Raw genomic sequence first — 14,193 nt, forward strand, 5'->3', positions numbered from 1 at the left:
TGGATCAACCCGGGAATGGCACGGCCTGCAGCAGGGCGGCGACCACGTCGTCGGCACGCTTCTGCTCGGCCTCGGCGGCGAACGACAGCAGCAGGCGATGGCGCATCACCGGCGCGGCCAGCGCCTGCACGTCCTCGCGGGTGGCGGCGAAGCGGCCCTGCAGCAAGGCGCGCGCTTTTGCCGCGAGCACCAGCGACTGCCCGGCGCGCGGACCGGCGCCCCACTTCACCCATTGGTTGATCGCCGCCGGGGCGCCTTCGCCGGGCCGGCTGGCGCGCACCAGGCGGGTGATCCAGGCCAGCACGTCGGGGCTGACATGCACCTGCCGCACAGCCGCCTGCAGGGCGATCACCGCCTCGGCATCCATCACCTTCGGCACCGCGTCGGTGGCACCGCCGGTGGTCTGTTCCAGGATCCGCCGTTCCTCGTCTTCGCTGGGGTAATCCACCAGCACATGCAGCAGGAAGCGGTCCAGCTGCGCTTCGGGCAGCGGGTAGGTGCCGGCCTGCTCGATCGGGTTCTGCGTGGCCAGCACGAAGAACGGCGCGGGCAATGCGTAGGTGGTGCCGGCGTAGCTGACCGTGCGTTCCTGCATTGCCTCCAGCAGTGCGGCCTGGGTCTTGGGCGGGGTGCGGTTGAGTTCGTCGGCCAACAGCAGGTGGGTGAAGATCGGGCCCTGCTGGAAGCGGAAATGGCGATGGCCGGTGCCATGGTCTTCCTCCAGCAGCTCGGTGCCGAGAATGTCGCTGGGCATCAGGTCGGGGGTGAACTGCACGCGCCGGAACTGCAGTTCCAATGCCTGGCCGAGTGAGCGCACCAGCAGGGTCTTGCCGAGCCCGGGCGCACCTTCCAGCAGGCAGTGGCCACCGGCCAGCAGGCCGATCAACAGCTGCTCGACCACCGTGTGCTGGCCCACCACCGCGCGTGCAAGCGCGGCGCGCAGTTCATCCAGGCGCGGCAGCAGGGAATCGAGGTCGGGGGAGTTCATGGGCGTGCAGGTCCTGTCAATTGTTCAACGCGTACATCACGATGTTGACGCCAAAGCGGGTGTTGTCTTCGGCCAGGAAGCGCTTGTTGCGCCAGTCGTAGTCCCACTCGCAGCCATAGTCCTTGTTGCTGTAGAGCAGGCCCAGCCGACCATCGACCTCGATGCCTTTCAGATAGTCGTGCACCAGGTCGTCGCCCCAGCCGTTGAGTTCGAAGCTGGTGGCGGGCGGACCGTCCGGGAAGCGGAAGAAACTGCGGTACAGCGCGTGGCTGTTGGGCAGTTTCTGCAATGCCTTCGGGCCGAACAGCCGGCCCATCTGTGCCTCGAACGAGGTGGCGAACAGGCCGTCGATGTCATGGTTGCAGTCGTCGACGAAGACGAAGCCGCCATTGCGCACGTAGCGCACGAAGTTCTGCCGTTCGGCGGCGTTGAACTCCACCAGCGTGTGCCCGGCCAGGTAGCAGAACGGCGCTTCCAGCATGCGCGGGTCGGCCAGGGCCACCACGTGTTCCTGCGGGTCCACGCGCAGCGAGGTGTAGTCGATCAGCGAGGTGATCAGGTTGGACGGCATGCGCGCGTCCACGTCCCAGTCACCGGAGTCGTACTGCAGGCGGGTGAACCAGAAGTCGTAGCGCGAACTGCGCGGGCCTGCCTGTGCCCAGGCTGGCAGCGCCGCCGCCGAAGCGGCAGCGGCCAACCAGCGCAGGCAGGCCCGGCGATCCATCAGACCGCGTCGGACAGCGAGGTGAAGGTGAAATCGCGCAGCTTCATCGGCGGGATCATCATCACGAAGCTGGACTCATCACCGGCCACACGCACCGGCTTGCCCAGCTCTTCGATGTTGTTGAGCATGATCACCGGCGACTCGTTGAAGCGGAAGTTCTTCACCGGGTACTTGATCTGGCCGTTCTCGATGTAGAAGGTGCCGTCGCGGGTCAGGCCGGTCAGCAGCACGGTCTGCGGGTCGACCATGCGGATGTACCAGGTGCGGGTGACCAGGATGCCCTTCTGGGTGCCGCGCACCAGCTCGGCGGTGCTCTTGTCGCCACCGCTCATCAGCAGGTTGCCAGGCGTAGCCTTGGCGGTCTTGCCCTGCTTCTGCGCCCAGAAGCGCGAGTAGTCCAGGTTGGCGATCCTGCCGTTCTCGATGATGGCCATGCGTTCGCGCGGCAGGCCTTCGTTGTCCCACGGCAGCACCGGCGCCTCCGGATGCCACGGGTCGGCGATCATGGTCACGCGCGGGTCGTAGACCTGCTCGCCCAGCTTGTTGCCGCCGCCCTTCTTCGACAGGAAGCTGCGGCCCTCATCGGCCGAGCGTGCACTGAAGAAGTTCATCATGAAGCTGATCAGGCCTGCAGCTGCGGCCGGCTCCAGGATGACCGTGTACTTGCCCGGTTCCAGTGCCTTGGCTTCGGCCGATTCGGTTGCCTTGCGCATGGCGATGCGGATGTCCTGGTCAGCCTTGAAGTCCGCCGCGTCCTTCAGGTTGCGGCCGACCCAGCCCGAACCGCGGCCATCTTCGGTGCGCACAGTGCAGGTGTAATCGAAGTTGGTGGTGCGCTGGTAAGCGAAGTTGCCGTTGCTGTTGGCGGTGGCCTGGAAGCCCTGCCCGTCCTCCAGGAAGCCGGCGGCGACCAGGCCGTGGCCGCGGCACGGGGCGATCGAATCGGCAGCGACCTTCGCACGGAAGGCCGGATCGATCGCGGCGGTGGATTCGCTGAAGGTCGGGCTGGCGCGGTAGCTCTGCTTGCCGATGGCCGGCATGAACTCCGGGTTCTCCGGGGCCAGGCGGGCCAGGTCTTCGGCACGGCGTACCACGCGTTCCAGCGCGGCGTCGTCGAACTCGTTGATCGAGGCAGTGCCGACGCGCTTGCCGAAGGCGACGGTGACCGCCAGCTCGGTGTTGTCGACGATGCCACTGGTGGAGACATTGTTCAGCGCGAAACGGATGTTGCCGCTGATCGCGCCGGCCAGCACGGCGGTGCACTCGTCGGCCTTGGACAGGGCGATGACCTTGTCGAGGATGGCCTTGGCCTGGGCTTCGGTGAAGATACTCATGGTGTAAGGGCTCCTGACCGGTCAGCCGAGGCTGCGTGCGGTGTTGATGACGTTGATGCCGTTGAAGCGCGCGGTCGACGAACCGTGCGAGACCGCCGAGACCTGTCCCGGCTGGCCCTTGCCGTCGAAGAACGAACCGCCCAGGCGGTAGTCACGCTCGTCGGCCACGGCGGTACAGGCGTTCCAGAACTCCGGCGTGCGGATCTGGTAGGCCACGTCTTCCAGCATGCGGGTGATCTGGCCGTTCTTGATCTCGTAGAACAGCTGGCCGCCGAACTGCGCGTTGTAGCGCTGCTGGTCGATCGAGAACGAACCGTCACCGATGATGTAGATGCCGTTCTCCACGTCCTTGATCAGGTCCGGCACGCTCAGCGGCTTCTTGCCCGGTGCCATCGACACGTTGGCCATGCGCTGGAACTGCACGCTGGACCACGAGTCGGCATAGCAGCAGCCGTCGGACTCGGTCTTGCCGAGGATGTGGGCCTGGTCGCGGATGGTCTGGTAGTCCACCAGCTTGCCGTTGCTGATCAGGTCCCAGCGCTTGCACTTCACGCCTTCATCGTCGTATGCCACGGCGCCGAGGCTGCCCGGCTGGGTCTTGTCGGCGAAGATGTTGACCAGCTCGCTGCCATACTGGAAACGCTGTTCGCGCTTGTCCAGGGTGGCGAAGCTGGTGCCGGCGTAGTTGGCTTCGTAGCCGAGCACGCGGTCCAGTTCCAGCGGGTGGCCGATCGACTCGTGGATGGTCAGCCAGGTGTGCGACGGATCGAGCACCAGGTCGTACTTGCCCGGCTTCACCGACGGTGCCTTCAGCTTTTCCTGCGCCTGCCGGGCGGCGGCGATGGCGTCTTCCTTCATGTCGTAGGAAGAACTGTAGTTGACCACGCCATTGGGGCTGACCACCTTGCCCGCGGCGGCGCCGTCCAGGTACTCGTAGCCCAGGCCCATCGGCGAGGACAGGCCCGAACGGGTGCGGAACTTGCCGCTGGCCTTGTCGATGGCGGTGACCGTCATCGGCGCCCAGATGCGATGCACGTCCTGGTCGATGTAGGAACCGTCGGTGGAGGCGAAGTACTTCTGCTCGTTGACCAGGAACAGCATCGAGTTGACGAAGCTGGCACCGGCGCCCATTGCGGCGGCGTTGACGTCCAGCAGCAGGCCGACCTTGTCCTTGATCGGCACCTCCATCGCATTCTTGCGGATCGGCGTGCGCCAGCTCACCTCACCCACGCCCGGCGCCTTGGCCAGCTGCACCGGCGCGGTCTGCACGCCGGCATTGGCCTTGGCGATCGCCGCCGCCTGCTGCGCGGCCTTGGCCACATCGGCCGTACCCAGCGCGTTGGTGGCGGCAAAGCCCCACGCACCATTGACGATCACGCGGATGCCCACGCCAGTGGACTCGGTGTTCACCACGTTCTGCACCTTGTCTTCGCGGGTGATCACGAACTGCCGCAGGTAGCGGCCGATGCGCACGTCGCAGTAGGTGGCACCGGCCTGGCGGGCGGCAGCCAGCGCCGCATCGGCCAGGCGCTTCTTCAGCCCCAGGTCCAGCGTGCTCTGCAGCTGCTCGGCGGCGATCACCTTGCCGAAGAAGGAGGGCACGATCAGCCCGCCCGCGGTAAGCCCGGTCAGGGCCAGGAAGTCACGTCTTTGCAAGGCTGCTCTCCATGTCGAAGGATGGGTGGCTCAAGCGCCGAGACTGCGCGCGGTGTTGATGATGTTGATGCCGTTGAAGCGGGTGGTGGATGAACCGTGCGAGACCGCCGACACCTGGCCCGGCTGGCCCTTGCCATCGAAGAACGAACCGCCCAGGCGGAAGTCGCGTTCATCGCAGATGGCGGTGCAGGCATTCCAGAATTCCGGGGTGCGGATCTGGTAGGCCGCATCCTCAACCATGCCGGCGATCTTTCCGTCCTTGATCTGGTAGTACAGCTGGCCGCCGAACTGCGCGTTGTAACGCTGCTGATCGATCGAATACGAACCGCGGCCGTGGATGTAGATGCCGTTCTCCACGTCCTTGATCATGTCCTCGACGCTGAGCGGTTGCTTGCCCGGCGCCAGCGAGACATTGGCCATGCGCTGGAACTGCACGCTGGACCAGGAATCGGCGTAGCTGCAGCCATGCGATGCATCGCGGCCGAGGATATGGGCTTCGTCACGGGTGGCCTGGTAATCGACCAGGATGCCGTCGCGCACCAGGTCCCAGCGCTGGGTCTTCACGCCCTCGTCGTCGTAGCCGACCGCGCCGAGGCTGCCGGGCTGGGTCTTGTCGGCGAAGAAGGTGACGATGTCGCTGCCCCAGCGGAAGCCGGCATCGCGCTTGTCCAGCGTGGCGAAGCTGGTGCCGGCGTAGTTGGCTTCGTAGCCGAGCACGCGGTCCAGCTCCAGCGGGTGGCCAACGTTCTCGTGGATGGTCAGGAACAGATTGGACGGGTCCAGCACCAGGTCGTACTTGCCGGGCTTCACCGACGGCGCCTTCAGTTTCTCGCGCGCGTGGCGGGCGGCCGCAATGGCGTCCTCGACCGGGTCGTAGGAATCGCGGTAGGCAGTGATGCCACCGGGCAGCTGCACCTTGCCGCGCGCATCGCCATCGAGGAACTCATAGCCCATGCCCATCGGCGAGGACAGGCCGGCGCGGGTGCGGAATCTGCCGCTGGCCTTGTCGATGGCGGTGGCGGTGAACGGCAACCAGATGCGGTGGATGTCCTGGTCGATGAACGAGCCGTCGCTGGAGGCGAAGTACTTCTGTTCGTTGACCAGGAACAGGGTGGAATTGATGTAGTCGGCGCCCGCATCCAGCGCAGCGGCATTGAGGGCCAGCAGCAGCTCGACCTTGTCCTGGATCGGCACCGCCATCGCGTTCCTGCGGATGGGCGTCTGCCAGCGCACTTCACCGACGGACGGCGTGGGTGCCAGCTGCACCGGGCGGGTCTGGATGCTGGCGTTGGCGCGGGCGATTGCTGCGGCCTGCTCGACCGCTGCGCGCACGGCGGCCTCGGTCTGCTGATGGGTGGCAGCAAAGCCCCAGGCACCGTTGACGATCACCCGCACACCCACGCCGGACGATTCTCGGTTGGTCACATTGCCGACCTGGTGCTCGCGGGTGATCACCGACTGATTGAGGTAGCGGCCGATGCGCACATCGCAGTAGCTGGCCTTGGCCGAGCGTGCGGTGGCCAGCGCGACCTCGGCCAAGCGCCGGCGCTGGGCGGTATCGACCGGCGCCAGCAGCTGCTCGGCGGCGATGGCACGGGAATGCGGCAGCAGCAGGCCGGCCAGGCCCAGGCCGGAAAAAGCCAGGAACTCACGTCGTTGCACAGCGTTTCTCTCTCTCGCTTGCGTGCGGTCGGCAACGCGCCGGACCGATCACGTCAACTCCTCGACTTTCGCCAGCGCGGCGCAACCGGGCAAGTGACTGCAGTCATGGTTGGGGAGGGTTTCGGCAGGGCTTGCAGCCCTGCACCTGCTCAATGCAACGGCAACGGCAACGGCCAAAGCCAGAGCCAGAGCGGCATTCCGTGGGTGGGCGGGGCGGTGTCGGATTGCGGGGACGCCGTGAATCCGTCCATGGAGGCTTGGCAGCCGCATCCATGCGGCTGACACCCCGCAATCCGACACCGCCCCACCTCTGACAGATTCCTGCGGCTGTTGGTAGGTGTCGACCTTGGTCGACACATCTGTCAGGTATCGAAATGAATCCGGGGTCAGATCCGTTTTCCTGTGGAAAACGGATCTGACCCCAAGAGCACTTCCGACAGATCGCGGAAATCTGTCGAAGGCGGGGTGGGTCCGGTTGCGGGGGCGTGAGCCGCATGGATGCGGCGACCGAGCCTACAGGGACGTATTTACGGCGCCCCCCGCAACCGGGCCCACCCCGCCAACCCACGGAATGCCAGCTTTTGACGTTGCTCTGGCTCTGGCTCCGGCTCCTGCGGGTGCAGGGCTGCAAGCCCTGCAGACACCCCCTCGTGCACAATGGGGCCGACCCCGCCTGGACACCGTCCTGATGTCGAGCAAGCCGTATTCAGAAGCCTGCGAGCGCAACCGCGAACCCATCGCCACCGCACTCGACCCGTGGATGGGCGACCGCCATCGGGTGCTGGAGATCGGCAGTGGTACCGGCCAGCACGCAGCCTTCTTCGCCGAGCGCTGGCCGTGGCTGCGCTGGCAGCCCAGCGACCATCCGGACCATCTGCCCGGCATCGAAGCCTGGCGTGCGGAGGCCGCGCTGCTGAACCTGCTGCCGCCGGTGGCGCTGCAGGTGGAGCTGCCACCGGCGACGGGCCTGGACCTTCCAGAAAGCAGCACGTTCGACGCCGCATTCAGCGCCAACACGCTGCACATCATGGGCTGGGAGTACGTGCAGGTGCTGTTCGGCGCGCTGCCGCCACTGTTGCGTCACGGTGCGCTGCTGGCGATCTACGGTCCGTTCAACTATGGCGGCCGCTATACCAGTGACAGCAATGCGCAGTTCGATGCCTGGCTGAAGGCGCGCGACCCGCGCAGCGGTATCCGCGACAGCGAAGCGGTGCAGGCGCTGGCGGCCGACAACGGGTTTACCCGGTTGGGTGACGTGGCGATGCCGGCCAATAACCGGTTGCTGCTGTGGCGGTTGGGGTGATCAGGCCTCCGGTGCCATGCTGGAAAGGCGTGCCGCAGCAGCACGCAGTCCCTGGAAAATAGGTCCGGACACGTTGGAAGGGAAATCATCCGGGAGCTGACGCGTGACCTGTGCGATGGCAGGTTCCACGGATTCCAGCAGTGTCTCGATCCATGGTTCTGCGCCATCGCTTACACCGCAGACGCGAGCTGTTTCGTTCCAATGCCGTCGTCGAATATCCAGCAGACTTCGGTGTCGATTCCGTCCGTTGATACTCATGGCGAGCTTCGCATCACGAGGCTCCAGCTGGCCGGGTCCGCGGCCGAGAATGGGGTAGACCGAAAGCACGTCATAGATGGGCGTTAATCTGAAGCGGCCGCCAGCTTCAATGTGAACGCTGAAGTTCTTGGCATGGCCATCGATTGCAGCCAACATCCAGAAAAGAATCTGCGTCTTGAAGAAGGTCGCGCGGTCCTCGGAATGCTCGGATTGTCGAAGCAGATCCATGATGGCCACGATGCCTGGGCCACCATCCGATTCATATTTCCTGGCGGCGGGCAGACCAAAGACCTGGCACATGTCTTCCTGTGGCAACCTCAGCCACCATCGGCGGTCCGCAGACAGACGGCGGTCGAATCGCTCAACAATGAGCGCGCGTTGGTCCTGGAAACGTCCCATTTGCGTCTCTGCAACGGGAATTCCGAAGGCGGAAAGCAGATGCATGCACAGCCACTCGTTCTCGACTGACTGGTGCATGTCTGCCCTCATGTTGCCGACCAGGCCTAGGGGCAACTTGAAGATATGAGTAGAAGGCGTGCTGCCGATGGGAATACACCACTGATCCTCGTGCAGAAGTAGCCCTGTCTTCTCCTGTGCACCGGCGATAGAGATTCGAAACTCGTCACTCGGATGGTGCCTTGATCCTGGCAGTGCGGGTGCAGTAACTCCTCGCAGGATGTCCGCAACTTCGCCCTCATTCAATGGCCGGAATTGGATGCTCTGCAGATCGTTGGGTGTGGCTGCAACGGGTAGCAGCTGCACAGCGCCAACGCAATCCCGACCGATGGCCTCGAGAAGGTCAAAGGTTCCCGCTGAGCGGGTTGAAAAGCGATCGCGTAGCCTGCTTCTGATCTCGCTGTTGTCAGGAAGAAGGTTGTCGAAGTAGTCGACAACCTTCTGTCCACGGTGACTTTCACCAAGTGGCAGCAATGGGAGTGAGAGGGAAATAGGGCGTGGCGAACCAGACTCAAGCCAGTTTTGGGTGTAGGTAAGGCGCGGAGAGCTGTTCGAGTTCTGCTGCCATTTCGCTACCTCTACACCGTTCATCCAGATCGCTAGCTCACTCATCGCTACCATTCCATATCTTGATTGCTTGAGCGCTCCGTCCCCTGCTGTAGAGTCACCTCGATTCCTAGTACCGCCCACACCTTCATCAGGCGCCCAAACGAAGCTGTTTCTGGTTCGTGCTCCAGAGCTGTCACCGCTTGGCGGCTGATACCCAGTTGTTTGCCAAGATCTGTCTGTGTCAGGCCCGCCTGCTTGCGAAACGCTTTCATGAGCGAGCCCAACTGTTGGGGAGTTCGGACAACAAACTTGACTGCCACAGAGCTTTCTCCTTCATCGGCGATGCGCTGGTCAGGCGAGCGCGGGTGGTAGGCGCCCCGATACAAGCCCTTCCGCTGCAAACGAGTCAGTACCCTGCGCTCGACGATAGCAATCCATAGGTTGCTTCGTTGTAAGGCAACCTATAGCTTTCTTATTTGAAATGCAACCTATAGCTTTCTTATTTGGAATGCAACTTATAGCTTGCCCGGCTTCTTGCGTCCTTTCTCAAGCCACCTGCACGATATGCAGCGCCTTCGGGTTGCGCCACTGCGCCAGCAGGGCCGCTTCCCGCGCCTTGGCCTGCGCGAAGTGGGCTTCCTTGACATGGCCGAAGCCGCGGATGTGCTCGGGAATGCTGGCGATCTCCACCGCCAGCGACAGACGGTCGTCCTCCAGCCCGTCCAGCAGCACCTGCACCGTCGCCTCGTAATCAGCAATCAGCTTGCGCTCCATGCGGCGCTCCTCGGTGCGTCCGAACACATCGAAGCGGCCGCCACGCAGGAACTTCAGCTTCGCCAACAGACCGAAGGCCTTGAACATCCACGGGCCGTATTCCTTCTTCAGCAGCCGTCCCTGCTCGTCCTTCTTCGCGAACAGCGGCGGTGCCAGATGGAAGCGCAGCTGGTAGTCGCCCTCGAACTGCTGCTGCAGGCGGCGCTGGAAGTCGCCGCTGGTGTACAGGCGCGCCACTTCGTACTCGTCCTTGTAGGCCATCAGCTTGAACAGGTAGCGCGCCACGGTCTCGGTCAGCGCAGTGGAACCGCCGATGCGGTCGGCTTCGGTGGCGCGTACGCGCGCTACCAGGTCACGGTAGCGCCTGGCGTAGGCGGCATCCTGGTACTCGACCAGGAACGCGGCGCGGCGCTCGATCATTTCATCCAGCGAGCGCGACAGGCGGGCGTCGTCCAGCGGCAGGAACGCCACGTCGCCACCGTGCGAGGGCAGGCCACGCAGTTCGCGTTCGTCGCCGGTGTTGCGCGGTGCCGCAGTGGCACCCCATTCATTGCCCTCCCACTCGCCTGGCGGCAGCGGATGCAGCGGGCCCGGGGTGGATTCGGTATCGGTATGGCGGTTGCGCACCAGGCCGGCGGCCTGCTGCACCGCCTGCGGATCGACCACGGCCAGTCGGCCCCAGGCGAACGCCTGCTGGTTCATCGCCACGGCGGCGCCATTGAGCTCGATGGCGCGCATCAGTGACTCGAACGAGAGCGGCACCAGGCCCTGCTGCCAGGCGTAGCCGAGGATGAACAGGTTGGCGGCAATGGCATCGCCCAGCAGCGCGGTGGCCAGTTGGGTGGCATCGAGCAGCAACGGCTCCTGGCCGCCCAGTGCCACGCGCACGCCGGCGATGATGTCGGCGGCGGGGAACTGCATGTCTGGGCGAGTGGTGAAGGTGCCTGGCATCGCTTCGTAAGTGTTCAGCACCACCTGCGAACGGCCGGCACGGACCTTCGACAGCGCCCAGTAATCGTTGACCACCACCATGTCGCAGCCCAGCACCAGGTCGGCCTCGCCAGCGGCGATGCGCACGGCATGGATGTCTTCAGGGCGACGGGCAATGCGGATGTGCGTGGTCACCGCGCCGCCCTTCTGCGCCAGGCCGGTCTGGTCGAGCACGGTTGCACCCTTGCCTTCCAGGTGGCCGGCCATGCCCAGCAGCGCACCGATGGTCACCACGCCGGTACCGCCGACGCCGGTGATCAGGATGTTCCAGGGCTGTTCCAGGCTGTCGCGGAGGGTCGGCGCCGGCAGGTTGTCCAGCAGCGTGGACGCATCGCGCTTGCTGCCCTTGCGCGGCTGGCCACCGTGCACGGTGACGAAGCTGGGGCAGAAGCCGTTCACGCAGGAATAGTCCTTGTTGCAGTTGGACTGGTCGATCTCGCGCTTGCGCCCGAACTCGGTTTCCTTCGGCAGCACCGACACGCAGAAGCTCTTCTTCCCGCAGTCACCGCACCCTTCGCAGACCAGCGAGTTGATCATCACCCGCTTCTGCGGGTCTTCCAGCTTGCCTCGCTTGCGGCGGCGACGCTTCTCGGTGGCGCAGGTCTGTTCGTAGATCAGGATCGACACACCCTTTACTTCGCGCAGGCGCTTCTGCACTTCGTCCAGTTCGCTGCGGTCATGGAACTCGACGTCGCTGGGGAAGTGCTCGCGCTGGCCGGTCCACTTGCCGATGTTGTCCGACAGCACCACGATGGTGTGGATGCCTTCGGCGCGCATCTGCTTTGCAATGTCCGGCACGCTCAGCGGACCGTCCACCGGCTGGCCGCCGGTCATCGCCACCGCATCGTTGTAGAGGATCTTGTAGGTGATGTTGACGCCAGCGGCGACCGCCTGGCGGATCGCCAGCGAGCCGCTGTGGAAGTAGGTGCCGTCGCCGAGGTTCTGGAACACGTGCGGGGTATCGGTGAACGGCGCCTGCCCGGCCCAGGTCACGCCTTCGCCGCCCATGTGGGTGAAGGTGTCGGTGCTGCGGTCCATCCAGGTCACCATGTAATGGCAACCAATGCCGGCCAGCGCACGCGAGCCTTCCGGCACGTTGGTGGAGGTGTTGTGCGGGCAGCCCGAGCAGTAATGCGGTACGCGCGGGAAGCTGGCGCGCGGCAACGCAAGCTCGGCTTCCTTCTCCTGCATCCACTGCAGCCGCTGCTCGATCGATGCGTTGTTGAAGAACTTCTGGATGCGGCGGCCGATCACGCCGGCGATGGTGGCCGGGGTCAGCTCGCCGGTGGACGGCAGGATCCATTCGCCGCTCTCGTCGTACTTGCCGACGATGGACGGCCGCTGGCCCCAGCTGGCCGGCCAGTTGAAGAACTGTTCCTTCATCTGGCGCTCGATGAAGGCACGCTTCTCCTCCACCACGATGATGTCTTCCAGGCCCTGCGCGAAGCGGGCGATGCCCTGCGGCTCCAGCGGCCAGGTCATGCCGACCTTGTACACGCGGATGCCGATGTCGGCGCAGGCGGCTTCGTCCAGGCCCAGGTATTCCAGCGCCTGCAGCACGTCCAGGTAGCTCTTGCCGGTGGTGACGATGCCCAGCCGCGCGCGCGGCGCGTCCATCACCACCTTGTCGATGCCGTTGGCGCGGGCGAATGCCTGTGCGGCCTTCACCGCATAGCGGTGCAGGCGCATTTCCTGGTCCAGTGGCGGGTCCGGCCAGCGGATGTTGAGACCGCCCGAAGGCATCTCGAAGTCTTCCGGCAGCACGATGCGGCGCGCCATCGGGTCGACCTCGACCGAGGCCGATGATTCGACTGTCTCGGCGATGGTCTTGAAGCCGACCCAGCGCCCGGTATAGCGGCTCATCGCCCAGCCCAGCAGGCCCATGTCGAGGATGTCCTGCACACCGGCCGGATTCAGCACCGGCATCATCGCGCTGACGAACTCGTCCTCGCTGCCATGCGGCAGGGTCGAGCTGCGGCAGGCATGGTCATCGGCGGCCAGTGCCAGCACGCCGCCGTAGCGCGAGGTGCCGGCGGCATTGGCGTGCTTGAACACGTCGCCGCAGCGGTCCACGCCCGGGCCCTTGCCGTACCACATGCCGAACACGCCCTGCACGTTGGCGCCGGGGAACAGGTTGGTCTGCTGGGTGCCCCACACCATGGTGGCGCCCAGGTCCTCGTTCAGGCCGGGGGTGAACTTCACCTTGGCGGCGTCGAGGTGTTTGCGTGCGCGCCACAGCTCCAGGTCGAAGCCGCCCAGCGGGCTGCCACGGTAGCCACTGACGAAGCCGGCGCTGTCGATGCCCTGGTGCGCGTCGCGCAGCCGCTGCATCAGCGGCAGCTTCACCAGCGCCTGCACGCCACTCAGATAGATCCGCCCCTCGTTGCGGGTGTACTTGTGGTCGAGCGTGTAGTCACGGTCGATCAGGTCGGTGGAGGAGGGCGACGTGAGTTGCGCGGTACTGGTCATGGCTGGCCCGGTCAGGATCGGCTGGCACCGGCCGCGTGCAGGCACGCGGCGGGAAAGGCGCGAATTGTAGCAGCGAGGCCCGGCCGCCCCGGCACTCGCGCCGGCGGCCATGCTGGGGTTAGGATCGGGGAGAGAGAGGGAGGCTGCGGTTGCGGCCTGGGGAGAAGGGATGTCAGTTGCAGGAAAGATCCTGGGCAGCATGTTGCTGGTCTCGGGAACGGCCCCGGTGTGGGCCGCGCCGGCGGTGCCGGCACCACAGGAGTTCTACTTCGACAGCGATGCGGCCGCCGTGCCCATGATCGTGGTCCAGTCCGACGGGGATGCGCTGGTGGCGCAGCTGCTCAAGCAGCGCGAGCGCGGCCGGCGGACCGTGGAGGCCACCGTGCAGCTGGCGTCGGTGGCCATTGCCCAGGGCCGTACCGAACTGGGTGAACAGCTGTATCGCGAAGCGCTGAAGGATGCGCCGGTGCAGGGCAGCCTGGGCCGTGGCGTGCGCTGGAACTACGGCTGGGACCTGCTGCGTCAGGGCCAGCCCGAAGCCGCCCTGGAGCAATGGCAGGCCGCTGCCGGTGGTTCGCTGAGCAAGCCGGGCTGGTTGCCACCGACCTATGCGCTGGCGCTGTGGCGGGCCGGGCGGAAGCAGGAGGCGGTGCAGTGGTATGCCGCCGCAGTGCGTACCGAGCCGACGCAATGGAGCGACAGCAGCCGCTATGCGCAGTTGCTGCCGTTGTGGCGCGACGACGAGCGTGCCTCGCTGGCCGAAGTGCAGCAGGCGTGGGCGGCCGCGCCGCCGGCCTGGCCCTGAGGGTAGGGGGCGGCCGGGTTGCACCCGGCACCCGCAGAAGCAACAGCCGAAGCAACAGCAACAGCGGGCAATCCGCGGGATGGCGGGGTGGTGTGGGTTGGCAGGACACGCCGTAAACCCCGCTCCGCGGCCCGGCCCAGCCGCTGGAGGCTGGGCGTTCGGGCGCTTGCGAAGCAGTGCTTCGCAAGCAAAGCCCCCTCACCCATGGGGGCTCGATGGCGCCTT

General features: G+C 65.5%; 10 protein-coding genes. 2 read left to right on the top strand and 8 right to left on the bottom strand.

Features of this window, described 5'->3' with window-relative positions; genetic code table 11:
* Positions 1–4: 4 nt before the first annotated feature.
* Genes ACSDHM_RS19405 through ACSDHM_RS19425 form a run of 5 tightly spaced genes read right to left on the bottom strand, consistent with a single transcriptional unit; the run spans position 5 to position 6,364 of the window.
* Positions 5–988, bottom strand: coding sequence for an AAA family ATPase (locus tag ACSDHM_RS19405; protein ID WP_061479903.1), 984 nt, complete (start codon positions 986–988; stop codon positions 5–7).
* Between the two features lie 16 nt (positions 989–1,004).
* On the bottom strand, positions 1,005–1,712 hold the full coding sequence (locus ACSDHM_RS19410) for a DUF4159 domain-containing protein (RefSeq protein ID WP_005421001.1): 708 nt from the start codon (positions 1,710–1,712) through the stop codon (positions 1,005–1,007).
* Positions 1,712–3,046, bottom strand: a complete 1,335-nt coding sequence (locus ACSDHM_RS19415; protein WP_065197264.1) for a TldD/PmbA family protein — start codon at positions 3,044–3,046, stop codon at positions 1,712–1,714. The genes ACSDHM_RS19410 and ACSDHM_RS19415 overlap by 1 nt, the downstream gene beginning before the upstream one ends.
* A 21-nt stretch (positions 3,047–3,067) precedes the next feature.
* A complete protein-coding gene (locus tag ACSDHM_RS19420; protein WP_061479900.1) occupies positions 3,068–4,702 on the bottom strand; it encodes a TldD/PmbA family protein in 1,635 nt (544 codons plus the stop codon).
* 30 nt (positions 4,703–4,732) lie between these two features.
* Complete coding sequence (locus ACSDHM_RS19425; protein WP_072167390.1) at positions 4,733–6,364, bottom strand: TldD/PmbA family protein; 1,632 nt, start codon at positions 6,362–6,364, stop codon at positions 4,733–4,735.
* A 688-nt stretch (positions 6,365–7,052) separates the two neighbouring features.
* Between ACSDHM_RS19425 and ACSDHM_RS19430 the strand changes: the two genes are divergently transcribed.
* Positions 7,053–7,667, top strand: coding sequence for a DUF938 domain-containing protein (locus ACSDHM_RS19430; RefSeq protein WP_005420993.1), 615 nt, complete (start codon positions 7,053–7,055; stop codon positions 7,665–7,667).
* On the opposite strand, the gene ACSDHM_RS19435 is transcribed toward ACSDHM_RS19430, so the two are convergent.
* From ACSDHM_RS19435 to ACSDHM_RS19445, 3 genes are all read right to left on the bottom strand, one after another.
* Positions 7,668–8,993 carry a type II toxin-antitoxin system HipA family toxin gene (locus ACSDHM_RS19435; RefSeq protein WP_072167388.1) on the bottom strand — a complete coding sequence of 442 codons (1,326 nt, stop codon included), beginning with the start codon at positions 8,991–8,993 and terminating at the stop codon, positions 7,668–7,670.
* A gap of 2 nt (positions 8,994–8,995) precedes the next feature.
* Positions 8,996–9,250 carry a helix-turn-helix domain-containing protein gene (locus tag ACSDHM_RS19440; RefSeq protein ID WP_227836869.1) on the bottom strand — a complete coding sequence of 85 codons (255 nt, stop codon included), beginning with the start codon at positions 9,248–9,250 and terminating at the stop codon, positions 8,996–8,998.
* Positions 9,251–9,476: 226 nt separating this feature from the next.
* The gene (locus ACSDHM_RS19445; protein ID WP_439426509.1) at positions 9,477–13,163 is read right to left on the bottom strand and encodes an indolepyruvate ferredoxin oxidoreductase family protein; all 3,687 of its coding nucleotides are present in this window, start codon (positions 13,161–13,163) and stop codon (positions 9,477–9,479) included.
* Positions 13,164–13,332: 169 nt separating this feature from the next.
* On the opposite strand from ACSDHM_RS19445, the gene ACSDHM_RS19450 reads away from it, so the two are divergent.
* Positions 13,333–13,968 (top strand): tetratricopeptide repeat protein, encoded by a 636-nt coding sequence (locus tag ACSDHM_RS19450; protein ID WP_080104369.1) that lies wholly within the window; start codon positions 13,333–13,335, stop codon positions 13,966–13,968.
* The last annotated feature ends 225 nt before the right edge of the window (positions 13,969–14,193 follow it).

The sequence above is a fragment of the Stenotrophomonas sp. T8 genome, assembly GCF_051853085.1.
Classification (GTDB): domain Bacteria; phylum Pseudomonadota; class Gammaproteobacteria; order Xanthomonadales; family Xanthomonadaceae; genus Stenotrophomonas; species Stenotrophomonas sepilia.